This is a genomic window from Xanthomonas sp. F4 (assembly GCF_011761895.1).
Window position 1 is genome coordinate 1,079,265 of sequence record NZ_JAASQX010000001.1, and the last position, 24,472, is coordinate 1,103,736.

19 protein-coding genes are annotated in these 24,472 nt (G+C 70.1%); 10 read left to right on the forward strand and 9 right to left on the reverse strand.

The features are described 5' to 3' along the window. Nucleotides 1–27: 27 nt before the first annotated feature. The 3 genes from tilS to FHR66_RS04880 all read right to left on the reverse strand — a co-directional run bounded on the left by tilS (nt 28) and on the right by FHR66_RS04880 (nt 4,274). On the reverse strand, nt 28–1,371 hold the full coding sequence (tilS, locus tag FHR66_RS04870) for a tRNA lysidine(34) synthetase TilS (RefSeq protein WP_160968324.1): 1,344 nt from the start codon (nt 1,369–1,371) through the stop codon (nt 28–30). Nucleotides 1,372–2,004: 633 nt separating this feature from the next. Then, complete coding sequence (locus tag FHR66_RS04875; RefSeq protein WP_456361728.1) at nt 2,005–2,493, reverse strand: WG repeat-containing protein; 489 nt, start codon at nt 2,491–2,493, stop codon at nt 2,005–2,007. Between the two features lie 74 nt (nt 2,494–2,567). Then, on the reverse strand, nt 2,568–4,274 hold the full coding sequence (locus FHR66_RS04880; RefSeq protein WP_160968326.1) for an alkaline phosphatase: 1,707 nt from the start codon (nt 4,272–4,274) through the stop codon (nt 2,568–2,570). 151 nt (nt 4,275–4,425) lie between these two features. On the opposite strand from FHR66_RS04880, the gene FHR66_RS04885 reads away from it, so the two are divergent. The 3 genes from FHR66_RS04885 to FHR66_RS04895 all read left to right on the forward strand — a co-directional run bounded on the left by FHR66_RS04885 (nt 4,426) and on the right by FHR66_RS04895 (nt 7,204). Continuing rightward, nucleotides 4,426–5,766 (forward strand): dicarboxylate/amino acid:cation symporter, encoded by a 1,341-nt coding sequence (locus FHR66_RS04885; RefSeq protein WP_160968328.1) that lies wholly within the window; start codon nt 4,426–4,428, stop codon nt 5,764–5,766. 7 nt (nt 5,767–5,773) lie between these two features. Next, on the forward strand, nt 5,774–6,610 hold the full coding sequence (locus tag FHR66_RS04890; protein ID WP_167087532.1) for a class I SAM-dependent methyltransferase: 837 nt from the start codon (nt 5,774–5,776) through the stop codon (nt 6,608–6,610). A 114-nt stretch (nt 6,611–6,724) separates the two neighbouring features. Continuing rightward, nucleotides 6,725–7,204, forward strand: coding sequence for an acyl-CoA thioesterase (locus FHR66_RS04895; protein ID WP_160968332.1), 480 nt, complete (start codon nt 6,725–6,727; stop codon nt 7,202–7,204). A gap of 20 nt (nt 7,205–7,224) precedes the next feature. Here the strand turns inward: FHR66_RS04895 and FHR66_RS04900 are convergent, their stop codons facing one another. The 3 genes from FHR66_RS04900 to FHR66_RS04910 all read right to left on the reverse strand — a co-directional run bounded on the left by FHR66_RS04900 (nt 7,225) and on the right by FHR66_RS04910 (nt 9,729). Continuing rightward, entirely contained in the window at nt 7,225–7,974 is a 750-nt protein-coding gene (locus tag FHR66_RS04900) for a nucleotidyltransferase domain-containing protein (RefSeq protein ID WP_160968334.1), read from the reverse strand. A gap of 271 nt (nt 7,975–8,245) precedes the next feature. Then, complete coding sequence (locus tag FHR66_RS04905) at nt 8,246–9,079, reverse strand: C40 family peptidase (RefSeq protein ID WP_167087534.1); 834 nt, start codon at nt 9,077–9,079, stop codon at nt 8,246–8,248. Nucleotides 9,080–9,186: 107 nt separating this feature from the next. Next, the gene (locus FHR66_RS04910) at nt 9,187–9,729 is read right to left on the reverse strand and encodes a C40 family peptidase (RefSeq protein ID WP_167087536.1); all 543 of its coding nucleotides are present in this window, start codon (nt 9,727–9,729) and stop codon (nt 9,187–9,189) included. A 109-nt stretch (nt 9,730–9,838) separates the two neighbouring features. On the opposite strand from FHR66_RS04910, the gene FHR66_RS04915 reads away from it, so the two are divergent. The 6 genes from FHR66_RS04915 (at nt 9,839) to FHR66_RS04940 (ending at nt 15,904) form a co-directional block, all read left to right on the forward strand. Continuing rightward, nucleotides 9,839–10,318, forward strand: a complete 480-nt coding sequence (locus tag FHR66_RS04915; RefSeq protein ID WP_160968337.1) for an FKBP-type peptidyl-prolyl cis-trans isomerase — start codon at nt 9,839–9,841, stop codon at nt 10,316–10,318. A gap of 139 nt (nt 10,319–10,457) precedes the next feature. Then, complete coding sequence (locus FHR66_RS04920; protein ID WP_202394843.1) at nt 10,458–11,696, forward strand: DUF418 domain-containing protein; 1,239 nt, start codon at nt 10,458–10,460, stop codon at nt 11,694–11,696. A 155-nt stretch (nt 11,697–11,851) separates the two neighbouring features. Continuing rightward, nucleotides 11,852–13,213 (forward strand): glutathione-disulfide reductase, encoded by a 1,362-nt coding sequence (gene gorA / locus FHR66_RS04925; protein WP_160968339.1) that lies wholly within the window; start codon nt 11,852–11,854, stop codon nt 13,211–13,213. 104 nt (nt 13,214–13,317) lie between these two features. Beyond that, nucleotides 13,318–14,253, forward strand: a complete 936-nt coding sequence (locus FHR66_RS04930; RefSeq protein WP_160968341.1) for a DMT family transporter — start codon at nt 13,318–13,320, stop codon at nt 14,251–14,253. After that, nucleotides 14,250–14,636, forward strand: coding sequence for an MGMT family protein (locus FHR66_RS04935; protein WP_160968343.1), 387 nt, complete (start codon nt 14,250–14,252; stop codon nt 14,634–14,636). The genes FHR66_RS04930 and FHR66_RS04935 overlap by 4 nt, the downstream gene beginning before the upstream one ends. A gap of 611 nt (nt 14,637–15,247) precedes the next feature. Beyond that, nucleotides 15,248–15,904, forward strand: coding sequence for a rhomboid family intramembrane serine protease (locus tag FHR66_RS04940; protein ID WP_160968345.1), 657 nt, complete (start codon nt 15,248–15,250; stop codon nt 15,902–15,904). A 275-nt stretch (nt 15,905–16,179) separates the two neighbouring features. On the opposite strand, the gene FHR66_RS04945 is transcribed toward FHR66_RS04940, so the two are convergent. Next, complete coding sequence (locus FHR66_RS04945; RefSeq protein ID WP_167087538.1) at nt 16,180–18,192, reverse strand: M13 family metallopeptidase; 2,013 nt, start codon at nt 18,190–18,192, stop codon at nt 16,180–16,182. Between the two features lie 237 nt (nt 18,193–18,429). Continuing rightward, nucleotides 18,430–20,532 (reverse strand): M13 family metallopeptidase, encoded by a 2,103-nt coding sequence (locus FHR66_RS04950; RefSeq protein ID WP_202394849.1) that lies wholly within the window; start codon nt 20,530–20,532, stop codon nt 18,430–18,432. A gap of 201 nt (nt 20,533–20,733) precedes the next feature. Here FHR66_RS04950 and FHR66_RS04955 point away from each other — a divergent pair, with 201 nt between their 5' ends. Further along, the gene (locus FHR66_RS04955) at nt 20,734–22,326 is read left to right on the forward strand and encodes a phytoene desaturase family protein (protein ID WP_160968351.1); all 1,593 of its coding nucleotides are present in this window, start codon (nt 20,734–20,736) and stop codon (nt 22,324–22,326) included. 131 nt (nt 22,327–22,457) lie between these two features. On the opposite strand, the gene FHR66_RS04960 is transcribed toward FHR66_RS04955, so the two are convergent. Further along, nucleotides 22,458–24,461, reverse strand: a complete 2,004-nt coding sequence (locus FHR66_RS04960; protein ID WP_343160678.1) for an alpha/beta hydrolase family protein — start codon at nt 24,459–24,461, stop codon at nt 22,458–22,460. Nucleotides 24,462–24,472: the final 11 nt, after the last annotated feature.

The window sequence follows — 24,472 nt, forward strand, 5'->3', positions numbered from 1 at the left end:
AAAGTGTGCGCGGCGGCGGCAGCAGGGTCAATGCGACGCGAGTGCCGGCGCTGGCAGCGGATCCAGCGCCAGGCATGCGGCGTGCGCCTGCAGCCAGCTGTGCAATGGCGCGGCCAGCAGGACCGGCCCGGCGGCCAGTAGCTGCGTGGCGTCGAACAGCAGTGGAAGCCGTGCGCGCTGCCAGGGCGGCAGCGCCTGCGTCTGCAGCAGGTGCTTCAGTGCCTGCGACTGCGTCCGCCCTGGCAGGCGCAGGCGTTCGCCGCCGCGGCGTGCGCGCACCAGCAGCGGCGTGTCGAACGCCAGTGTGGTCTCGGCGAGCAGGTGCAATCGGCGGCCATCGGGCAGCGTCAGCGGTGCGCGGCCGTCCCACTGCGCCTGCCAGTCCGCAGGCCATGGCGCGAGGTCGCGCTCGGCATGGAGCCTGTCGCGCCAACTGCGCACGCAGGCGCCATGCCATGCGAACTGCGCCGCGGCATCGGCACGCGCGTTCAGTAGATCGCGTTCGATCGCGGCCAGGCCGGCCGCCGGCAATGGCGGCAGCCCGGCCTGCGCGACCCAGCGCCGCAGCACGCGCGCGCGCCGCGCTGCGGGCAGGGCGCGGAGCGGGGCGAGCGGAAGCGGGGCGCCTGGGGCGTCCTGCAGCGCGTCGAGCGCCGTGCGGTCGTCCGCGTCCAGCAGTGCGCCGGCGTCGGCGCACAGTTGCGCGCTGCGGGCGAGGGCGGCGTCGGCATGCGGCCAGCGCTGGCGCAGCAGCGGCAGCACCTGCAGGCGCAGGAAATTGCGATCGAAGCCGGGATCGGCATTGCTGGGGTCGTCGATCCACTGCAGGCCGTGCTGTTGCGCATAGGCGTGCAGCACGCTGCGTGGTTGCGCCAGCAGCGGCCGCCACAGGCGGCTGCCGGCGAAGTCGGACAGCGCCTGCATCGCCGCCAGGCCATCCGGGCCGGACGCGCGCAACGCACGTAGCAGGAAGGTCTCGGCCTGGTCGTCACGGTGTTGGGCCAGCGCCAGCCATTCGCCGGGCTGCAGCGCCTGCGCAAAGGCGTGGCGCCGCGCCTGCCGCGCCGCTGCTTCCAGGCCATCGCCGCTGTCGCGCGGTACGTGGACACGCACCACCTGCAGCGGCACTGCCAGCGCCGCGCACAGCTGCGCGCACTGCGCGGCCCAGGCGTTGGCGTCGGGATGCAGGCCGTGGTGCACGTGCAGCGCACGCAGGCCGGCGCGACGGTACGACGCCTGCTGCGCCAGCAGGTGCAGCAGCACGGTCGAGTCCAGGCCGCCGCTGAGGCCGAGCAACAGCGGCGCCGGCGCCGGATCGGGCAGTGCGACGGCGAGTGCGGACAACGGGGACGGAGAGGCATGCGGCGGCATCGCGTCACTGTAGACGCAAGCGCACGTCAGCGCGAAGCGTGGCATGGCGACGTCTTTGAGTCCGAACAGCGTTGTGGGAGGACTGCAGTTCCGACACCTTTCAGTTCAATGCGTCGGGACTGAAGTCCCTCCCACAAGAGCAATTGTCGGCACTCGGGACTATCCAGGTTGCTTGTTGAGCCCGGTGCCCGCTCGCTGTCGACCGCCAGCACGCGACCCCCGGCCAGCGCGCGATGGCGCTTGAAGCCGCGCAACGTGAGTGAGCCCTCTGTGCGAGGGACTTCAGTCCCCATGCCTTTCAGTTCAATGCGTCGGGACTGAAGTCCCTCCTACAAGAGCAGTTCTCGGCACTTGGGACTATTCCGATGGCCTGCTCAGCAGGGCGTCTGCTCGGTGTCGGCCGCCAGCACGCCAAGCCCGGCCTGCGGCCAGCGCGCTACGGCGCCTTAGGCAGCGCAAACGTTGGTTAGCCCCCCTGTGGGAGGGACTTCAGTCCCGACGCGGGGATTCTCACCTCGTGGACGATGCGCTTCCCTCGACATCGCGGGCGTTGCGGCAAGAAATGCGTTGCAGAAGAGCGGCCTCGGCGGCGTTCTCCGTGACAACGCCGCCATGCCGCATACGGTCACCTGCTCAGCGCTTCGGCGCCGGCACTTCGCGGTTGTGGCGATCGATGGAGTACCAGCGGCCGCCCTGCATCGGCGTGTGCCCGTCGCCATCGGGCGTACCCGCGCTGCAGCCGTCGCAGACCTCGGCGACGCCGTGCTCGAACGGCCAGGCGAAGTCGTGGACCGGCGCGATCACCTCGCGCAGCTGCCGGTCGTAGAAGCCGATGCGGCCGTGCACGATGCCGCGGGTCAGGCCTTCAGTGAAACCATCCGCGCCGTTGTCCCAGGTGATCACCGGCAGGCTGCGGCCATCGGCGCGCACGTAGTAGAACCGTGCGCCGACGCTCAGCAGCGCCAGGCCGTCGCGATCGAAGTGCAGGCGGCGCAGCGCCTGCGGCGTCAGGACCAGGCGTTCGTCGGCACCGAGCCGGCAGCCCGGCACCACCGGCCGATCGCTGTTCGGGTCGCCCAGCCGGCAGGCGTCGGCGGTCGGTTGCGCCGCGATCGCTGGCACGGTACCGAGCGCGGCCAGCGCAGCGAATAGTGCAACGGCCGCGCGCAGGCGGCCGCCGTGCGGCCGAAGCCGCCTCATTGCGCGGTGGCGGCGCTGGTCATGAACGCCGCCGGCTTGGGCAGCTCCACCGGCACGCCGTCGCCGTTGCAGGTACCGGCCTGGCACAGCCGCGCACGCAGCGTCGGCGTGGCCTGCACGATCACGTGGTAGATCACGTTCTCTTCCAGGCTGCCGCGGAAGGCGTTGCTGCCGGGGCCGCGCGCCCAGATGCCGACGTCGTCGCCGCCATGGGTCTCGGCCTTGGTCGGCACCAGCGCTTCCTGCATGAAGTCCGGGCTTTCGGTGTCGATGTGGGTCAGGTCCGGACGGCCGTTGGCCGGCTCGAAGTTGCTCGGCGCATGCGGGAAGGTCTTGACCCCCGCCGGCTGCTGGTTGCTGGCGCCGGTGTAGCCGGGGCCGTTGGCGTAGCTGAGCGTGGCGTAGGGCTGGCCGTTGCCGTCCAGCGCCAGGTCGCCGGTGTTGGCGTCCTCGCCGCTGGTGCCGCGCACCTTGCCCAGGATCGGGTTGCCGCGCTGCGGGTAGCCGACGAAGTTCAGCGTGTGCGAGTGGTCGGCGGTGACGATGATCAGCGTGTCCTCGGCCGAGGTCGCGTCCGCCGCGGCCTGCACCGCCTGCGACAGGGCGATGGTCTCGTCCAGCGCGCGGTAGGCGTTGCCCGCGTGGTGCGCGTGGTCGATGCGTCCGCCTTCGACCATCAGCACGTAGCCGTTCTTGTCCTGCGACAGGGTGCGGATCGCGGCGCGGGTCATCTCGGCCAGGCTCGGGTCGCCGTTGGCGCTGCGGTCGCGGTCGTGATCGAACTGCATGTGGTCCGGCTCGAACAGGCCCAGCAGCGCCGGTGCGTTCTGCGCCGCTTCCAGTTGCCCGCGGGTCCACACGTAGGCGCCCTGCGGATGGCGCTGGCGCCATTCGCCGACCAGGTCGCGGCCGTCCAGGCGCAGGCCGACCTTGTCGTCGTATTCGGGGTCGCGCTGCTCGACGGTGGTGAACTGGCCGCGGCCGCCGGCCAGCATCACCTGCGGGCCGCGCCCGAAGCGCGCGCCGACCATCTGCTGGGCGATGTCGCGGCAGCCCTCGGCCACCGCCTTCTCCGGCAGGTCGGCATCGCTCTCCCAGTTGCGCTCCGGCACGTGCGCATAGGTCGCGGCCGGGGTGGCGTGGGTCAGCCGGGTGGTGGTGACGATGCCGGTGCCCATGCCGGCGCTGTCGGCCAGTTCCAGCCAGCTCAGCAACTGCTTGCCGAGGCTGTCGGCGCAGGCGTCGCGCTTGCCGGCGGACACGCCGATCGCGCCCATGTGGGTCTTCACCCCGGTGGTGATCGAGGTCATGGTGCCGGCCGAGTCCGGCGTTTGCGAATCGGTGTTGTAGGTCTTGCTCAGCGCGGTGGCCGGGAACGCCTCCCAGGACAGCTGGTTCTCCTCGCCTGAGGCGCCCTTGCGCTGGCCATCGAGGATGCGCGCGGCGGCGACCGTGGTCAGGCTCATGCCGTCGCCCAGGAACAGGATGACGTTCTTGGCCTTGCCGCGCATGGCACCGTTGTTGGCGGCCTTGGCGGCGCCGCTGCGGTACCACCAGTCCGGGGTCTCGCCGGCCGGGTGGGCCACGGCGGGAACGACGATCGGCGCGACGTTGGCGCTGGCGGCCGGCGCGTGCGGCGTGCTGGCGCAGGCACCCAGCAGCAGGGTGGAGGCGGCGGCGAGAGCGGAAACGGGAAGGCGCATATGCGGAACGGGTCCTGAACAACGAAGTCCCCCGCATTATGCCGGCTACGACAAGGCACGCCCATGACACCGTGCCTTTCCAGCCATGGCGTCGTCGTTGCCGCCGGGGTGCGCTATCGTGCGAAACCCCCGAGATTTCTGGACAGCGTCGATGAAACTGGTGACGGCCTGGTTACGCATTCCGTTCTGGCAGCGCGTGGTCGCCGGCTTCGTGCTGGGCGCGCTGGCCGGCTGGGCGCTGGGGCCGACCGCGGAAACCTGGTTCAAGCCGCTGGGCGACCTGTACGTCACCCTGATCAAGATGATCGCGGTGCCGCTGGTGTTCTTCGCCGTCATCAACGCGATCTCGTCGCTGCACGGGCAACAGTCGGTGGCCAAGCTGGGCGGGCGCACGTTCCTGTGGTTCGTGGTCACCGCGGCGCTGGCGGTCGGCGTCGGCCTGGCCGTGGGCACCGTGCTGCAGCCGGGCGCCGGTCATCTGGGCCTGCGGGTGGACAGCGCCTGGAAACCGGGCGATGTGCCCAGCCCGGTGCAGGTACTGCTGGACGTGGTGCCGTCCAACCCGTTCTATGCGCTCACCGGCATCGGCACCAAGACCAATGCCGCCGGCGAGACCGTGCTGGCGGCCGGGCGCGGTTCGATCCTGCCGGTGATCTTCTTCGCCGCGCTGCTGGGCTTTGCCATGGTCAAGCTCGGCGAGCGCGTGGCCGAGGCGCGCAAGCTCACCACGCAGATGAGCGAGATCATGATCCAGGTCACCCGCTTCGTGCTGGAGATGACCCCGCTCGGCACCTTCGGCCTGATCGCCGCGCTGGTCGGCGGCTACGGCTTCGGCAAGCTGCTGCCGTTCGGCAATTTCGTGCTGGCGCTGTACCTGGCCTGCGCGATCCACATCGTGGTGGTCTACAGCGGCCTGTTGCTGGTGCACGGGCTGAACCCGTGGAAGTTCTTCCGCGGCGCCGCGCCGGGCATGCAGGTGGCCTTCGTCAGTTCCTCCAGCTTCGCCGCGATGCCGGTGGCGCTGCGCTCGATCACCCACAACCTCGGCGTCAACAAGGACTACGCCGCGTTCGCGGTGCCGCTGGGCGCCAGCATCAAGATGGACGGCTGCGGCGCGATCTTCCCGGCGCTGTGCGCGGTGTTCATCGCCCAATACACCGGCGTGCCGCTGACCGCCAACCAGTACTTCGTGGTGTTGATCGCCTCGGTGCTGGGCAGTTTCGGTACCGCCGGCGTGCCCGGCACCGCGGTGGTGATGGCCACGGTGGTGCTGAGCGCGGCCAACCTGCCGCTGGAGGTGATCGGCTACCTGTACGCCATCGACCGCGTGCTGGACATGATGCGGACCATGACCAACGTAACCGGGCAGATGCTGGTGCCGGTGCTGGTGGCCAAGGAAACCGGCCTGCTCGACCGCAGCGTGTACGAGGCGGCGCCGAGCAATGTCGGCCTGGAAGATCCGCCGGTCGATAGTTCCGGCCAGGTGCGTTGATGCTCCCGTGAGCGCGCCTGCCGATAGCCTGCGTGCGCAGTTGTTGCGGTTGCCCGGGCTGACGCTCCACGAGGGCGTGCTGGTGCACGACGCGTTGCCGGACGACCCGTTCGAGCAGCGCTACCTGGACGTGCGCCGCCGCGAAGACCGGCTCTACAGCGACGCGCAGGTGCGCACGCTGCCGCAGCCGCCGGGTGCGCTGGGCGCCAGCCACGAATGGCGGGTGCGCGCCGAATCCTGCCAGCGCCTGTTGCGCCATCTGCGCGCGCGCGGTGGCGACGGTCCGCTGCTGGAGCTGGGCTGCGGCAACGGTTGGCTGTCGCATCGATTGGCCAGCGGCCTGCAGCGCGAGGTCTGCGGCGTGGACGTCAACCGCACCGAACTGGCGCAGGCGGCGCGGGTGTTCGCCGACGCGCCGCGGCTGAGCTTCGTCGCCGGCGATATCCTGCGCCTGCCGCTGCCGGCGCAGCGGTTCGATGTGGTGGTGGTGCCGGCCTGCCTCCAGTACTTCGCCGATCCGCGTGCGCTGATCGCGCGTCTGCTGGAGTTGCTGCAGCACGATGGCGAACTGCACATCCTCGACAGCCCGTTCTACGCCGACGCCGCCCGGGCCCGGGCCAGCGCCGCGCGCAGCCTGCGTTACTTCAGCGACCTGGGTTGCGCCGAGCTGGCGCAGCAATACCACCAGCACACCGACGCGGCGCTGTACGGCATCGTGCTGCGCCGGCTGTTCGACCCGCGCCGCCTGTCCGCGCGCTGCCTGCGCGCGCTGCGCTGGCGCCAGCCGCATTTCCCGTGGCTGTGCATCCGCAAGCGCGACAACCTGGCGCTGACCGCGACGTAGCCGACCCACGCGTGCCGCCAGTGCGGCCGCGCCGACAGGTCATTGCGGCGCCGTTGCGATTGGCGGCGTCGGCGCATGGCAGACTGCCGCCTCCTTCCCCTGCATGGACTCCCGATGAGCGGCACCCAACGCGAACTGACCTTCCGCTTCCTGGCCGAGCCGATCGACGTCAACTACGGCGGCAAGGTCCACGGCGGCGTGGTGATGAAGTGGATCGACCAGGTCGGCTACGCCGCTGCGGTGGGCTGGAGCGGCCACTACAGCGTGACCGTGGCGGTGGGCGGCATTCGCTTCGTCTCGCCGATCCGCATCAGCGACATGGTCACGGTCAGCGCCAAGCTGGTCCACACCGGCACCAGCAGCATGCATTTCGCCATCGAGGTGCGCGCACGCGATCCGATGGGCGGCGAGCCGCGCCTGTGCACGCATTGCATCATCGTGTTCGTGGCCCTGGACGGCGTCGAAGGCCGCCCCACCGCGGTACCGGCCTGGCATCCGGACACGCCGGAAGACCATCGCCTGGCCGAGTACGCGCAGAAGGTGATGGAACTGAGCAAGGGCATCGAGGACACCATCGCCCACTACCAGGGCTGAGCGCGCGCCCGCGCGCTGGCTCAGGCGCGCCAGTCCGCAGGCGCGGTGCGGCAATCGCCGTCGAACAGGCGGCCGCCGTGCACGGCCAGTTCCTGTTGTGCCAGCGCCAGCACCGGCGCGCAGTCGGCGCTGGCGAACAGTGCGGCGAAGGCCTGGTCGAAGCGCCCGCCCAGGGCAGGGTCCATGCGTGCCAGCAGGCGCGGGACCCACTTGCCGCTGCCGTACCAGTGGCCGCGTCCGCGCAGCGCCAGTTCCGCCAGGCGCGGATGCAGCAGGGCGCCGATCGCGACGATCTCGGCGGCGCTGCGCTCGCCGCACAGGTCGTCGACCAGGTCGGTGATCTCGTAGCGCAGCGCGTCCCGTTGCGCCTGCGTCAGCGGCGGCGGCCCGGCCTGCAGCCGCGCGGCGATCTGGCCTTGCAGGGTGCGTGCGGACTCGGTCGCGGTGCCGACGAGGGTGCCCTCGGCGATCATGTGCAGCAGGCTGGGGCGACCGCGGGCCGCGTCGTCATCGACGAACCAGGCCAGCGTGCCCGGATCGTGCACGAAGGCTTCGACCGGCACGCCCTCGGCCATGAACGACTCGCGGCGTGCGGCCGGCAGGCTGTCGTAGACCACCACCAGATCGATGTCGGACAGATGCGTACCTTCGCCGCGCAGGATCGAGCCGGCGGCGAAGCCGAAGGCGGCGTCGGCGTAGCGCGTGGACAGCAGCGAGTGCGCGATCGCCAGCGCCTGGGCGGGCGTGGGCAGGGTGGGCGCGGGCGGCATCAGCGCAGCACCTGTCGGCGCGGCCAGGACGCGGCCCGGCCGCGGTGCTCATCGACACGGCAGGACCGCGGGGCAAGCGAGGGGCGTGGTGTCATCGAGGTCCCGGTGACGCGATCGAGGCGGACCAGCGTAGCGTGCCGGCGGGCACTGCGGACGGTCGCGATGAATCTCCAGGCGGGCGGCGCGAACCGCAGCGGCAACACCCGGCCGCACGCAATAAAAAAGGCCGCTGTCGCCAGCGGCCTTTCTTGGTGTCTGCAATCGAAGTGACTTACATCGCCACGCGGCGCGCCTGCACGAACTTCTCGCCCCAGTAGCCGGAGGTCAGCGTGTCCACGCGCACGTCCTTGCCGCGGCTGGGGGCGTGCAGGAAGCGGCCCTCGCCGACGTACAGGCCGACGTGGTCGACGCGGCCCTTGCGGCCGAAGAACACCAGATCGCCCGGCGCCAGCGCGTCGCGGTCCTTGATCAACTGGGCGTTGGCCTCGCGGGCCATCTCGCGCGACACGCGCGGCAGCTCGATGCCCAGCGCGGTGCGGAACACGTAGCCGACCAGGCCGCTGCAGTCGAAGCCCTCGGTGTCCTCGCCGCCCCAGCGGTACGGGGTGCCCAGCAGCGCCATGGCGCGCTTGAGCACGGACTGGACCTTGTCGCCGCCCGGCACCACGCCTTCGCGCGGGACCGGCTGGGACACGTCGTAGTTGGCCAGCAGGCGGCTGATGTCGCCGGCGAACATGGCCGAGCGGTCCATCAGCGGAATGGTGTCGTTGGCGGCCAGGTGCGGCAGCAGGGCGGCCAGCGTGGCGGTGGCGGCGGCGTCGGCCTTGCTGCGCGACGGCGCGGGCGCCTGTGCGGCGGCCGGCTTGGCCGAGGCGGTGGCGGTCGGCGTGCTCGCTGCAGCGGTGTTCGCCACGGTGCTCACCTGTGCGGGAGCGGGAGCGGGGGCGACGGTCGCGATCGCTTCCGGGACGACGGTGTCGGCGGGAGCGGACTGGGCCAGGGCCGGGAGGGCCGTGAAACAGAGCGAGGCGGTGCAAAAGAGGCGGAAAGCGGTCCGGCGGGGAACGGCGGTCTTGCCTGGAGAGGTCTGGGCTTCGGTCGTCACGCTTGGATCACAAAATAAAACGATGGGGGATCATGCCTTGTAGACAGAAATAGGAAGTTCAAATAAGGTTAAATTTTCGTAATTATGAATGTGGGCGAAATCACACATCAGCGCAAAACCCGCTTTGCGCCGGTGTAATGGTCCCGCCAGTAGGCGCCATCCAGGGAATCCAGGCGCACCGTCCCGCCCGTGCTGGGGGCGTGAACGAAACGGCCTTCGCCGACATAAATTCCGACGTGCGTCACATTCCCTGCGCTGCCGAAGAACACCAGGTCGCCGGTGCTCAGGCGCTGCGGGTCGATCTTCGGCCCCTGTACCGCGGCCAGCTCGCGCGAGGTGCGCGGCAGCCGCAGGTCGAGCATGTCGCGATAGACGTAGGCGACCAGGCCGCTGCAGTCGAATCCGGACTCGGGGGTATTACCGCCGTAGCGATAGGGGGTGCCGACCAGGCCCAGCGCGCGCATCAGCACCGCGTTTGCCGCGCCCGGGTCGGCCGGTTGCACCTGCGGCCACTCGCGCACCGCCACCGGCGCCGGCCGGGTGTGGCGGACCTCGTGGCGTCCACAGGCCGCCAGCGCGGCCGCGCACAGCAGCGGAAGCCACCACGGAAACGCGCGGCGGCCGCGCGGCGAAACTGGCGTGTTGTGCATGGAGCCGGGATAATGCGCGACCTCAGAAGGCCGCCATCATGGCGGCGCTCCCGGCGGCCGACAAGCCGCCCATCCCGTCTGCCCCCGGCAGCCACAGCGCAGAGTGCACATGAAGATCGAAAAAGACCGCGTCGTCCGTTTCCACTACACCGTTTCGGAAGTCGGTCAAGAACCGATCGAAAGCTCCAAGGACCGCGATCCGCTGGTGATCCTGGTCGGCCACGGCAACATCATCCCGGGCCTGGAGAACGCGATGATGGACAAGGCGGCCGGCGACAGCTTCGGCGTCGACGTGGCCGCCAAGGACGCCTACGGCGAATACCGCGAGGGCCTGAGCCAGCGCGTGCCGAAGAAGCATTTCGGCGCGGCCAAGCTGCAGCCGGGGAGCCAGGTGGTGCTGCAGACCAACTTCGGCCCGCGCGCGGTGACCGTGCAGAAGGTCGGCATGAGCGTGGTCGACGTCGACCTCAACCATCCGATGGCCGGCAAGGACCTGCACTTCGACGTGGAGATCGTCGACGTGCGCGAGGCCAGCGCCGAAGAGATCGAGCACGGCCACGTGCACGGCGACGGCGGCCACCAGCACTGATGGTCCTGGCCGCGGCACCGGTCGCGCCGGTGCCGTCGGCCCTGGCGCCGCGCGCAGCGGTGCCGTCGCGCCGCCGCGGACGCCGGCGGCCCTCTTGATCGCGGCGAGGGACATCGCCGGCCTTCCGTCCGGTGCCGCCTTGGCCACTTCCGCCCCCGTGTTGCAGCCCGTCGCGCCCGCCGAGCGCATCGCCACCCTGGACGTGCTGCGCGGCTTCGCCCTGCTGGGCATCCTGCTGATGAACATCGAGGGCTTCGTCGGTCCGCTGGACGCGGCGATGACCGGCCTGGATCCGGCGCTGCGCGGCGCCGACCGCATCGCCGACGCGCTGGTCTACATCCTGGTGCAGGGCAAGTTCTACACCTTGTTCTCGCTGCTGTTCGGCATGGGCTTCGCGGTGATGGCGCAGCGCGCCGAGACCGCGCGGCGGCCGTTCGGCGGTTTCTTCCTGCGCCGCAGTGCGGGGCTGTTGCTGATCGGCCTGCTGCATGCACTGCTGCTGTGGTCCGGCGACATCCTGGTCAGCTACGCGCTGCTGGCGTTCATGCTGCTGGCGTTCCGCGAGGCGCCCACGCGCTGGCTGCCCGGCATGGCGCTGGTGGTCTACCTGTTCGCGCCGGCGCTGTGGCTGTTGATCGGCGCGGCCGCCACGGCCGCGCAGGTCGACCCGCACGGTGCGGCGCAGTGGCACCGCGACATGGCCGAGCAGGCGCAGCACAGCGCTGCGGCGCTGGCGCAGCAGCGTGAGGTGTTCGGCCACGGCAGCTATGTCCAGGCCACCGCGCAGCGCGCGCGCGACCTGGTCGAATCGCTGAGTGCATTGCTGTTCAATGCGCCGACCATCTTCGGCATGTTCCTGCTCGGCGCCTGGTGCGTGCGCAGCGGCCTGGCTGCGCAGCCGCAGCGCTTCCCGCGGTTGCTCGCCGTGCTGCGCTGGGGCGTGCTGCCGCTGGGCCTGGCGCTGATGCTGCTGAGCTTCCGGCTGGAGCCGTGGATGGACCCGGCGCGGCTGGATCTGCGCCTGACCTGCGCTTATGCCCTGGCCAGTGTCGCCGGCGGCCTGATGGCGCTGGGCTATGCGGCCTGGCTGGTGCGCGCCGCGCACGCGCTGCAGTGGCTGGCGCCGGCCGGGCGCATGGCGCTGAGCAACTATCTGCTGCAGTCGCTGGTGTGCACGACGCTGTTCTACGGCTATGGCTTCGGCTATTTCGAGCAATTGCCGCGTGCCTGGCAGATCCCGTTCGCGGTCGTGCTGTTCGCACTGCAGGTGGCGCTGTCGCACTGGTGGCTGCAGCGGTTCCGCTTCGGTCCGGTGGAGTGGCTGTGGCGTTCGGCCAGCTATTTGCGCTGGCAGCCCATGCGCCGCCACGCGGTCTGAGCGCAGGCGCGGCGGCGTCCTCACATCTGCCGCGCGGCTGGCCATGGCATGCTCCGCGGCGACCGATGTGATGCGACAGGACCACCGATGGACGATGTCAGAGGCGGACGCATGCCCGCCAGCGATGCCACCCCGCCGCGCGCCGAGCGTGCGCCGTGAGCGCGCCGATCCGCGATTACGACCTGCTGGTGCTGGGCGGCGGTTCCGGCGGCCTGGCCACCGCGTTCCGCGCCGCCAGCCATGGCGCGCGGGTGGCGATCCTGGAGCCGAGTGCGCTCGGCGGCACCTGCGTCAACGTCGGCTGCGTGCCGAAGAAGGCGATGTGGCTGGCAGCGGACCTGGTCGAACGCATCGACCTGGCGCGCGCGGTCGGGTTCGCCATTCCCGAGGCCACGCTGTCGTGGGCGGAACTGGTGGCGCATCGCCAGGGCTACATCGGCGACATCCACGCCAGCTACCGGCGGCGCCTGGATGCCGATGGCGTGGTGCTGATCCCGCGGCGCGGGCGACTGATCGATGCGCACACCGTCGAATGCGACGATGGCGTGCGGGTCAGCGCCAATCACGTGGTGATCGCCACGGGCGCGCATGCGGCGCGGCCGAACATCGAAGGCGCCGAACTGGGCCTGATCTCCGACGATTTCTTCAATCTGTGCGAGGCACCACCGCGCGTGGCCATCGTCGGTGGTGGCTACATTGCGGTGGAACTGGCCGGCCTGCTGCAGGCGCTGGGCAGTCGGGTGGAGTTGTACGTGCAGGGCGAGCGTCTGCTGGAGCGGTTCGACGCGGAACTGGCGCGGCAGCTCGCCGACAATCTGCGCCACCAGGGCGTGCGCCTGCATTTCGGCTACCGCGCCAGCGCCCTGCGTCGCAACGGCGAGGACCTGTGCGTGGTCGATGCGCAGGGACAGGCTGGCGAGACCGTCGACCGGGTGTTCTTCGCGATCGGGCGCCGTCCCAACACGCGCGACCTCGGCCTGGAAGCGCTGGGCGTGCGCCTGGGCGACAAGCACGAGATCGTGGTGGACGCGTACCAGAACACCGACGTGCCGGGGCTGTACGCGATCGGCGACGTGGCCGGCAAGGTCGGCCTGACTCCGGTGGCGATCGCCGCCGGGCGCAAGCTGATGGACCGCGTGTTCGGCGACCGGCCGCAGGCGCGGCTGGATTACGAGAACGTGCCCAGCGTGGTGTTCTCGCACCCGCCGCTCGGCCAGGTGGGGCTGGGCGAGGAGCAGGCGCGCGAGCGCTATGGCGCCGACGCGGTGACCGTGTACCGCAGCAACTTCCGGCCGATGCTGCAGGCGCTGGCCGACTCGCCGCAGCGCAGCCTGTTCAAGCTGGTGTGCGTTGGCGCGGAGGAGCGCGTGGTCGGCATCCACCTGCTTGGCGATGGCGCCGACGAGATCCTGCAGGGCTTCGCGGTGGCGTTGAAGCTGGGCGTGACCAAGCAGCAACTGGAAGACACCGTGGCGATCCATCCGACCTCGGCCGAGGAAGTGGTGCTGATGCGCTGAGGAGGTGAGGCGCTGAGGCGGCGGCGATCCGACGGCTGGCCGACCGTAGCGCCGTAGAATGGCGGCATGCACGTGTCCTCTTCTCCTTGCCGCGGTGCTGCGCGATGAGCGCTCCCGGCGCGCCCACTGCCATCGCCCCCGCCGCCACGCAGGCCAGCCTGGGTGGCGTATTGCTCGCCGCCGGCGGCGCGATCGCGTTTTCCGGCAAGGCCATCATCGTCAAGCTCGGCTACCGCTACGGCGTCGATGCGGTAACCCTGTTGGCCTTGCGCATGCTGGTGGCGCTGCCGTGCTTCGCGGCGATGGCGCTGTGGGCGGCGCGGCGTGCGCCACCGCTGCAGGCGGGTGATCGCTGGCGGATCGTCGCGCTGGGCGTGCTCGGCTATTACCTGGCCAGTTTCCTGGACTTCCTGGGCCTGGCCTACATCACCGCGACCCTGGAGCGGCTGATCCTGTACCTCACTCCGACCCTGGTCCTGCTGATCGGCGTGCTGCTGTGGCGGCGACGGCCGCAGCGGCGCCAGTTGTGGGCGCTGGCGCTGAGCTATCTGGGCGTGCTGCTGGCGTTCGGTCACGACCTGCGCATCGGCGGCGCGCGCACCGCCTGGGGCAGCCTGCTGGTGTTCGGCAGCGCACTGGCCTATGCGGCGTATCTGGTCGGCAGTGGCCAACTGGTGGCGCGGGTCGGCGCGGTGCGGCTGACCGCCTACGCCAGCCTGGTTGCCTGCGCGCTGTGCATCGCCCAGTTCCTGCTGCTGCGGCCGCTGCACGCGCTGGCCTTGCCGGCGCCGGTCTATGCGCTGTCGCTGCTCAACGGCACGCTGTGCACGGCGGTGCCGGTGCTGGCGACGATGCTGGCGGTGCAGCGCATCGGCTCGGCGCTGGCGTCGCAGATCGGCATGCTCGGCCCGGTCTCGACCATCGTGCTCAGCGTGTTACTGCTGGGCGAGGCGATGGGGCCGTGGCAGATCGCCGGCACCGTGCTGGTGTTGGTCGGAGTGCTGCTGGTGTCGCGTCCCGTGCGGGCGCAGCCGGCATGAGTGCACGGCGGTTGCCTGCAGCGGATGCGTCGGCGCCGGTCGCGACGATGGCGGCCGCCGAAGCGCATGCGCGGATCCTGGAGACGATCCGGGCGATTCCTCCGGGGCAAGTGCGCGGCTATGGCGAAGTGGCGATGCTGGCCGGCTTGCCGGGACGCGCGCGCCTGGTCGCACGCCTGCTCGGTGGCAACACCGACGCCACGCTGCCCTGGCACCGGGTGCTGCGCAGCGACGGCCGCATCGCCTTTCCGGAAGGCTCGCCTGGCTACCGCGAACAATGCCAGCGCCTGCGCGCCGAAGGCGTGGTGGTGCAGGGCGGACGGGTGAAGCGTGCGCCGGCGCCGGTGCGCGATCTCGATGCCGAGGTGTGGGGGCCGCGGTAGCGACATCCAGGAGAACTGCGGCGGCCGGCCTCCAAGGGAAAAGGAAGCACTAAGTCCCTCTCCCTGCGGGAGAGGGGTTGGGGTGAGGATCGGAGCGCGAAGCGCATGCGGTGTTTCAACTGCACGAGGCTGCGCCCGTACCCTCATCCGCCCCTTCGGGGCACCTTCTCCCGGAGGGAGAAGGGACGTACAAGCCCCTCTCCCTGCGGGAGAGGGGTTGGGGTGAGGGTCGGGCGCGAAGCGCATGCGGTTTTTCAGCTGCGCGAGGCTTCGCCCGTACCCTCATCCGCCCCTTCGGGGCACCTTCTCCCGACGGGAGAAGGGAGGATACAAGCCCCTCTCCCTGCGGGCGAGGGGTTGGGGTGAGGGTCGGGCGCGAAGCGCATGCGGTGTTTCAACTCCACGAGGCTTCGCCCGTACCCTCATCCGCCCCTTCGGGGCACCTTCCCCCGCAAAAGGGGGCCATGGTCCCGACGGGAGAAGGGAGTACAAGCCCCTTTCCCTCCGGGCGAGGAGTTGGGGTGAGCGTCGGGGTGCGAAGCGCAGGCGATGTTTCGGCAAGGAGTCTCCGGCGAGCGGCTATGATGGGGACAGTTGCCACGGACCCGACCATGTTTCCCAGACTTCCGCCCGTCACCCAAGCGCTGCTGATCGGCAACGTCGTGGTGTTCCTGCTGCAGATGCTGCTCGGCACGGACACGTTCTCGCCCTTCATGCTGTGGCCGATCGGTGCCTTCGATGCGTTCTCGCCGGGGGAGAACTTCCAGCTCTGGCAGTTGCTGACCTACGGCTTCCTGCATGGCAGTTTCTCGCACCTGCTGTTCAACATGCTGGCGCTGTACATGTTCGGCGGGCCGCTGGAGCAGACCTGGGGCAACAAGCGCTTCCTGACTTATTACCTGGTCTGCGTGGTCGGCGCCGGCCTGTGCCAGTTGCTGGTCGGCTGGTGGATGCTCAGCAACGGCAGCGAGCCGTATCCGACCCTGGGCGCTTCCGGCGGCATCTTCGGCCTGCTGCTGGCCTTCGGCATGCTGTTCCCGAACCAGCGGGTGGTGCTGCTGTTCCCGCCGATCCCGATGAAGGCACGGACCTTCGTCATCGTGTTCGGTGCGCTGGAACTGCTGCTGGGCTTCACCGGCTGGCAGCCGGGCGTGGCGCATTTCGCGCATCTGGGCGGCATGCTGTTCGGCTGGCTGATGATCCGCTATTGGCGCGGCCAGCCGCCGTTCGGCAAGCGCAAGCCGCCGCGCCCGCGCATCGTGCGCTGAGCGCAGCGACCGCATCGCGCAAGCGCAACTTCACGCGACGCGCGTGCGGTACCCGAGGTGCAATGGCTTTTTCCTTCTCCCACTGGGAGAAGGTGCCCCGCAGGGGCGGATGAGGGTACGGGCGGAGCCTCGCATTTTTTACCGCAAGGCGTTGCTGCCTGCTGTGCATCGCCGGCACAGCAGCCGATGCATTTCCCGACCACTGAACGCACGACGGCGCGGTTGCCCGCGCCGTCGTGCTGTGTGCCTGGCCGGCGGCTAGCGCCGGCGCCGGCTCACGGCCACAGGTGGATCTGTTCGGCCTCGCTGCGCACCATCGGCTGGCCCGGCTTGCAGGTGAAGGTCGCGGCGAAGGCGGGCAGGTTGGCCAGCGCGCCGTTGGTGCGCCAGCGGCCCGGTGCGTGCACGTCGGCGGTGACCCGCTGCACGGCGTCGGTCGGCGACAGCTGCTGCGCCCACAGGCCGGCCCAGGCCTTGTAGAACGCCTGCTTGCCGGCCTCGCTGGCCGCCGGCTGCGCCGCGCTGTAGGCCTGCCAGGCCAGTTCGACGCTGCCGATGTCGGTCAGGTCCTCGTCCTGGGTCAGCGGGCCGTTGACCTTGGCGCCCTTCACGCCGGGGAAGTCGTAGGCGCCGTACTGGGCGGCGGTACGGGCGGCCAGCGCGTTCCAGGCGCTCTTGTCTTCCGGGGTCCACCAGTTGCGCAACTGGCCCTGCGCGTCGACCAGGCTGCCCTTGCTGTCGATGGCGCCGATCAGCTCGTGCGCGACCATCGCGCCGTAGGCGCCGTACAGCGCCGCGCCGTCGCTGCCGGCCGCATACACGGGCGGCTGCAGCACCGCGGCGGTGACGATCAGACGGTTCTGCGCGAGGTCGTAGGTCAGCGCCGGCTGCTGCGGCAGCACGTCCCAGCGGCGGTCGGCGTTGCCCTTGCCGATGCGCTTCATCTCCTCGCGGTGGCGCCAGGTGGAGGCGATCAGCATGTTGCCGCCGAAGCTGCCGCGGCCCATCGGCTGCAGGGTGTAGTCGAGGTCGCGGCGCGGTGCGCCGATCTCGATCTTCAGCGCGGCCAGCTTGGCCTGTGCCTCGGTGCGCGCCGGCTCGCTCAGCCAGGTGCTGCGCTTGACCGCGGCGATCTGCGCGTCCCGGATCTGGCCGGCGATGGTCTCGGCCTGGCGGCGGGTGTCGGCCGACAGGTAGCGCGCCACGTACTCGCGGCCCAGCATCGGACCGGCGGCGACGTTGATCGCGTCCAGCACCTGCGCCCAGCGCGGCGGCGGCGCGACCTGGCCCTGCAGCACGCGGCCGCGAAACTCGAAGCTGGCGTCGCGGAAGCTCTTGGACAGGTACGGCGCCATCGCATCGCCCACGCGCCAGCGCAGATAGGCCTTCCACTGCTCGGGCTTGATGCTGACGATCATGCCGTCGAGCTGCTTGAACATGTCCGGGTCGGCCATCGACACCAGGTCGTCGTTGACGCCCTGCGCCTTGAGGAAGGCGTCGAGCTGCAGGTTGCGGTACTGCTTGTTCAACTCCTTGGTCGAGATTGGCGCGTAGTTGTTGAACGGGTTGTTGATGCCGGCCAGCGACTTGGCGCTGCGCGCCAGCGCGGTCTCGATCTGCAGCACCGACTGGGCGTCGGCCTCGAGCCGGTCGGCCGGGGTGCCGGTCAGGGTCAGGATCTGCTTGACGTAGGTGCGGTAGCGGCCCATCAGCGCCATGGTGTCGGCGTCGGTGCGGGTGTAGAAGGCCGGGTCGGGCAGGCCCATGCCGCCCTGCATGAAGTAGCCGATGTGGCGGTCCAGCGCCTTCAGGTCGACGTCGGCGCCGAAGTTGAACGCGACCGGGATGCCGATCTGGTGCAGCGCGGCGATCGAGGCCGGCACGTCCTTGGCCTTCTTGATCGCATCGATGCGGCCGAGCAGCGGCGCGATCGGGTTGGACCCGTCCTTCTCCACCGCGGCCTCGTCCAGGCCGCTGGCCCAGAAGTCGCCCAGCGCCTTCTGCACCGCGTTCTGTGGCGACTGCATGGAGGCGTCGAGCAGGTCGCGCTGCTGTTGCTGCGCACGCTCGGCGAGCTGGCCCAGCGCGGTGACCGCGCCGGTCTGCGGCACCGGGTTCTGCTTCAGCCAGTCGGCGTTGGCATCGTCGTAGAAGTCGCTGCAGGCGGCGCTGATCGGCGGGGCCTTGGGCGCGGCGGCGCGCTTCTTCTTGGGCGCGGCATCGGCGGCGGAGGCGAGGGCGATCAGGCCGAGGGCGACGGCGAGGGCAAGCGGACGGGCATTGGGCATCGGGAACGCATCCGGTCAGGATTAAAGTCGGCGGAGTTTAACAAGCCGCGGTGTGCAACTGTGGCGATGACGCGCGTGCAGGTCCCAACCGGATTCAGCGAGAGACGCCGGCAACCACGGGCGCCGGCGGCCCGGTAGGGCGGGCGGCAGCGCGGCCGCTGTCGCAGGCCGGCAGCCACGCAAAGAAAAGGCCCGGACATGCCGGGCCTTTTCGCGAGACGACGGTGACGCTGTCGCTTACCAGATCACCACGCGCTTGTCGCCGCTGCGCACCATCGGCGTGCCCGGCTTGCACTGGAACGCAGTGGCGAAGGCCTCCAGGTTCGACGGCGCGCCGATCGCGCGGAACTGCGCCGGGGCGTGCGGGTCGGTGGTCAGGCGCACCATCGCGTTCTGCGGGGTGTACTTGGTGCGCCACACGGTGGCCCAGTTGATGAAGAAGTTCTGGTCGCGGGTCATGCCGCCGACCTTCGGGTCGTCCTTGCCCTCGGTGGCCTTCTTCATGGCGTCGTAGGCGGTGGTGATGCCGCCCAGGTCGGCGATGTTCTCGCCCAGGGTCAGCTTGCCGTTGACGTGCTTGCCGTCGACCTCGTACCCGTCGAACTGCTGCACCAGCTTGCCGGTGAGCGCGGAGAACTTCTTGGCGTCGGCCGGGGTCCACCAGTTCTCGAAGTTGCCGGTCGGCCCGAAGCGCGCGCCCTGGTCGTCGTAGCCGTGGGTCATCTCGTGGCCGATCACTGCGCCGATGCCGCCGTAGTTGAACGCGTCGTCGGCCTTGGGGTCGAAGAACGGCGGCTGCAGGATCGCCGCCGGGAACACGATCTCGTTCTGCAGCGGGTTGTAGTAGGCGTTGACCGTCTGCGGGGTCATGCCCCACTCGGTCTTGTCCACCGGCTTGCCGATCTTGCCCAGGTTGTACTTGTAGTTGAACGCGGTGGCGGCGCGCACGTTGTCCAGGTAGCTGTCGCGCTGGGTGCTCAGGCTGGCGTAGTCGCGCCACTTGTCCGGGTAGCCGATCTTCGGGGTGAAGGTCTTCCACTTCTCCAGGGCCTTGGCCTTGGTCTCGTCGCTCATCCAGGTCAGCTTCTCCAGGCGCGCCTTCAGCGCCTGGCTCAGGTTCTGCACCAGTTGCTGCATCTTGGCCTTGTCGTCGGCCGAGAAGGCGACCTTGACGTACATCTGGCCCATCGCCTCGCCGGCGCCGTTCTCGATGCTGCCGAGCACGCGCTTCCAGCGCGGCTTCATCTCGGCCTGGCCATTGAGTTCCTTGCCGTAGAAGGCGAAGTTTTCCTGCGCGAAGGCATCGCTCAGGTACGGCGAGGCGCTGTCCACGGTGTGGAAGCGCAGGTAGGCGCGCCACACCGACGGATCGGTGTCGCCCAGCGCCTTGCTCACTTCCTGGTGGAAGGCCGGGATCGCCAGCGAGAACTTCTCCGGCACGGCCACGCCCTGCGACTCGAAGAACTTGGTCCAGGGGAAGTTCGGGGTCAGCTTGTCGGCATCGGCCGGGGTGACCGGGTTGTAGGCCAGTTCGGCGTCGCGCGAGAGCTGCTCGCTGGACTTGGACACCTTGGCCAGGCGGGTTTCCAGCGCCACCACGTCCTGCGCCTGCTTGGCCGCGTCGGCGGCCGGCACGCCGGCCAGTTCCAGCACCTTGGCCACGTGCGCCTGGTAGGCCTTGAGCTTGTCCTGCTTGTCGGCGTCGACGTAGTAGCTGCGGTCGGGCAGGCCGAGGCCGCCCTGCATGGCGTAGGCCATGTTCATCGTCGAGTTCTTGAAGTCGGCCTCGGCGCCGAAGCCGAACAGGCCGTTCTCGCCCTTGGCTGCGCTCTGGCGCAGGTACTCGGCGATCGCCGGGCCGTCCTTGAGGCCGTCGATCGCGGCCAGGTCGGCCTTCAGCGGCTCGATGCCCTGGGCGTTGATCTTGGCTTCGTCCATGCCCGAGGACCAGAAGTCGCCGACGATCTTTTCCACGCCCTTCGGGTTGGCCGCGGCGGCGGCCTGTTCGGCCAGCTGGTGCTGCACGGCCACCGAGCGCTCGTCCAGGATCGAGAACGCGCCCCAGCTGCTGCGGTCCTTGGGAATTTCGTTGGCGGCCAGCCACTTGCCGTTGACGTAGCCGTTGAAGTCGTCGCAGGCGTTCTTGCTGGCGTCCAGGTCGTTGACGCTGAACGCGTTGTAGGCCGGCAGCTTGCTGGTGTCGAGCTTGAGCTCGGCCGGCGCCGCAGCGGCGGCCGGGGCGGCGGTTGCGGGCTTGGCGGCATCGGCTGCGGGGGCGGCATCGTCGTGCTTGCCGCAGCCGCTCAGCGCGGTGCTCACGGCCAGGGTCAACAGCAGCATCTTGGGATTGCGAAGGGTCACAGGCAGGCTCCAGGCCAACGTGGATAAAAGGATGGCCCGCTCGGGCCGTGGCGAGACTCTACGCCGCCGCGGGAGGTTTCAGGGGTGTCGAAGGTCATGGGCGGCCCCGGCATTGGACCATGAGAGGGCATCCCCGCCTGCCGGTCGGCAGGCCCGCCGGCACTGGCTTACCATGCGGCCATGACCCGCGAACCGCCATGCGATGCCCTGATCGTGGGGGCAGGCCACAACGGCCTGGTCTGCGCCGCCTACCTGGCGCGGGCCGGCTGGAAGGTGACCGTGCTGGAGCGGCGCGGTGTGGTCGGCGGCGCCGCGGTCACCGAGGAGTTCCACCCCGGCTTCCGCAACTCGGTGGCGTCCTACACGGTGTCGTTGCTGCAGCCCAAGGTGATCGCCGATCTCGACCTGGCCGGGCACGGCCTGCGCATCGTGCCGCGCCGGCGCAACAACTTCCTGCCGCTGCCGGACGGGCGTTATCTATTGACCGGCGCCGGCCACACCCAGGCCGAACTGGCCAAGTTCTCCGCGCGCGATGCCGCGCGCCTGCCGGCCTACGAGGCGCGGCTGGAGGGCATCGCCGACGTGCTGCGCGCGCTGGCGCTGCAGCCGCCGCCCAACGTCACCGACGGCGGCTGGCTGCAGGCGCTGCCCGAACTGCTGCGCGCCGGCCGCCTCGGCCGCCGCCTGCATGCGCTGGATGCGGAACTGCGCCAGGACCTGCTGGACCTGTTCACCATCTCCGCCGCCGAGTATCTGCAGCGCTGGTTCGAGAGCGATGCGGCGCAGGCGCTGTTCGGCTTCGACGGCATCGTCGGCAACTACGCCAGCCCGTACACGCCGGGATCGGCCTACGTGCTGCTGCACCACGTGTTCGGCGAGAGCAATGGGGTGAAGGGCGCCTGGGGCCATGCGCTGGGCGGCATGGGCGCGATCACCCAGGCCATGGCCCGCGCCGCGACCGCGGCCGGCGCACGCATCCGCACCGATGCCGGCGTGCGCGAGATCCTGGTCGAGGGCGGGCGCGCGGTCGGCGTGGTCACCGAGCAGGGCGAGCGGGTGCTGGCGCGGCACGTGGTCGCCAACGTCAACCCCAAGCTGCTGTACGAACGCCTGCTCGATCCGGCGCACGTGCCGGCCGCCACCCGCGAGCGGATGGCGCACTGGCGCTGCGGTTCGGGCACGTTCCGCATGAACGTGGCGCTGTCGCAGTTGCCCAGCTTCAGTGCGCTGCCGGGACCGGGCGACCACCTCACCGCCGGCATCGTGCTGGCGCCGAGCCTGGACTACATGGACCGCGCGTACCTCGACGCGCGCCGGCACGGCTGGTCGCGCGAACCGATCGTCGAACTGCTGATTCCCAGCACGCTGGACGACAGCCTGGCACCGCCTGGCCAGCACGTGGCCAGCCTGTTCTGCCAGCACGTGGCGCCGCAGTTGCCGGACGGGTGCAGTTGGGACACGCACCGCGACGAGGTCGCCGACCTGATGATCGCCACCGTCGAACGCTACGCGCCGGGCTTCGCCGCCTCGGTGCTGGGCCGGCAGGTGCTGAGTCCGCTGGACCTGGAACGCACCTTCGGGCTGATCGGCGGCGACATCTTCCATGGCGCGCTGAGCCTCAACCAGTTGTTCAGTGCGCGCCCGATGCTCGGCCAGGCGGCGTACCGCGGCGCGATTCCCGGCTTGTTCCTGTGCGGCTCCGGCACCCATCCCGGCGGCGGCGTGACCGGCGCGCCCGGCCACAACGCAGCGATGGCGCTGTTGCGCGGCTGAGCGGCGACCCACCCCCGGCGGCATGGCAAAAAAAAACCCTGGCATGGCGACCAGGGCGAGGGAAAGGCGCAGCGCGTGCAGCGCGCCGCGCAGGCCACGACGGCGCGCCGTGGCGTTGTCTGGGCTCCGGTTCAGGGCGCGCCGGCCTGTGCGGATGCGTCGGATGGTGCCGCGGAACCGCTCAGATGCGCGTCGAAGAACGCCAGCATCCTGGTGTAGAGGTTGAGGTTGTTGTCTTCCTTGTAGAAGCCGTGGCCTTCGCCGGATTGCACGATCACGCCTTCGGGCGGATGCCCGGCGTCCTGCAATGCCTTGGCCAGTGCCTCGGTGTGTTCCGGCGGGCAGCGATCGTCGCGGGCGCCGGCGGCGAGGTAGATCGGCAGCGTCAGCGCCTGCACGTGGTTGATCGGCGACATCCGCTCCTGCTCGGCGCTGCTGCTGCCGAACGCGCGCAGCAGGTAGCGCCTGCCGCTCTCGCTCTTGCTGGTGTCGCTGAGCCGCAACTGGAGCTTGGCGTCGTACATGCCGACGTAGCCGAACGCGCAGCGGAACAGGCCCGGCGCGCGCACGGGCGCCATCATCGCCGCGTAGCCGCCGAAGCTGCCGCCGTAGATGCAGATGCGCGATTTGTCGGCCAGGCCCTGCTGGATCGCGTACTGGGTGCCGTCGACGATGTCGTTGAGGATGCCGCCGTCCCACTGCCCGTAGGCGCGGTCCATGAACGCCTTGCCGAAGCCGCCGGAGCCGCGGTAGTTGAGTTGCAGGGTGGCGTAGCCGCGGCTGGCGAACAGTTGCGCCTCGGAATGGAAGCCCCAGGTGTCGCGCGGCCCCATCGGCCCGCCGTGCACGTTGACGATCAGCGGCAGTTGCTTGGCCTGCGCGCCGGCCGGCACGGTGAGGTAGCCGTGGATGCGCAGCCCGTCGCGGGCGGTGAACTGGATCGGCGTGATCGTGGCCATCTTCGCCGCGTCGATCCACGGCCGGCTCTTCATCAGGAAGCGGGCCTTGCCGGTGGCGCGTTCGTACAGGTACAGCTCGCCCGGATTCTGGTCGCTGCGCACGCTGACCACGATCGTGTCGCCGTTGCGGGTGGCGCTGGCGAAATCGACGTACTGGCCGGGAAAGGCCGCGGCCAGGCTGGCGTACAGCGCCGCATCCGGATGCGCCTCGTCGATCAGCTTGACCTGCGGCGCGCCGGCCTCGGTGACCACCGCCAGCGCGGTGTCCGAGCCGTCGGTGGCGTTGATGGTGCGCGCGACCTCGCTGGTGGGATCCTGGAACAGGGAAACGAAGCCGCCGCTGCGTGGATCCAGGTAGCCGAACGCACCGGGCGCCTTGCCGTCGTCGCGGGTGGCGTAGACGCGGCCGTTGGCGGTGGACCAGGCGATGTCCAGGCGCGCGCCGTCGGCCTTGCTGGCATTGATCAGTTCCCACGTGCCGTTCTTCAGCGCGTACACCTCGCTGTGGCTGTCGTAGCCGGTGGCGGCGTCCTTGTCGCTCTGGCAGGTGGCGAAGGCCGGCTGCTTGGCGGCGTCCAGGGCGATGGAGCAGTTCGCCTTCGGCGCGCGGCCCAATGATGTGCGCCGCCCGCTGAGCGTGTCGATCATCACCACTTCGGTACCGGCGCCTTCCGAGGAGCGCGGGTAGCGCACCTGCATGACCACGTTCTGCTCGTCGTCGCGCAGCGTATCGAGCAGGGCGAAGGATTCGCGGCCCACGCTCTTGCCGCGCTGGGTGACGCCCTGCGTGCCGTATTCGATCAGGGTGCGCGGCTGGCCGCCGTCGGCGTCGACCGCGAACCACTCGCCGGTGCCCATCGGCCGCTCGAACGAACCGACCTTCTTGACCGCGGTGAACAGCAGCCGCTTGCGGCCGGTCCAGTAGAACGCGCCCACGCTCTTGCCGTCCGGCAGTACGTTGACCTTGATCGGCTTGAGGTCGCGCGTGCCGAGCACGGTCAGCACGTCCTGCTCGCCGCGGTCGACGGTCAGCGCCAGGTATTGGCCGTCAGGCGAAATCTTCACCGCGCTGTAGGTGGGGCGCTTGACGAAATCCGCAATGGGCGAAGGAGCGGCTGCGGCGATACCGCCGAGCAGGCACAGGCCCAACGCACAGAAAGCAACGCGTCGTTTCACGAGAATCCCTC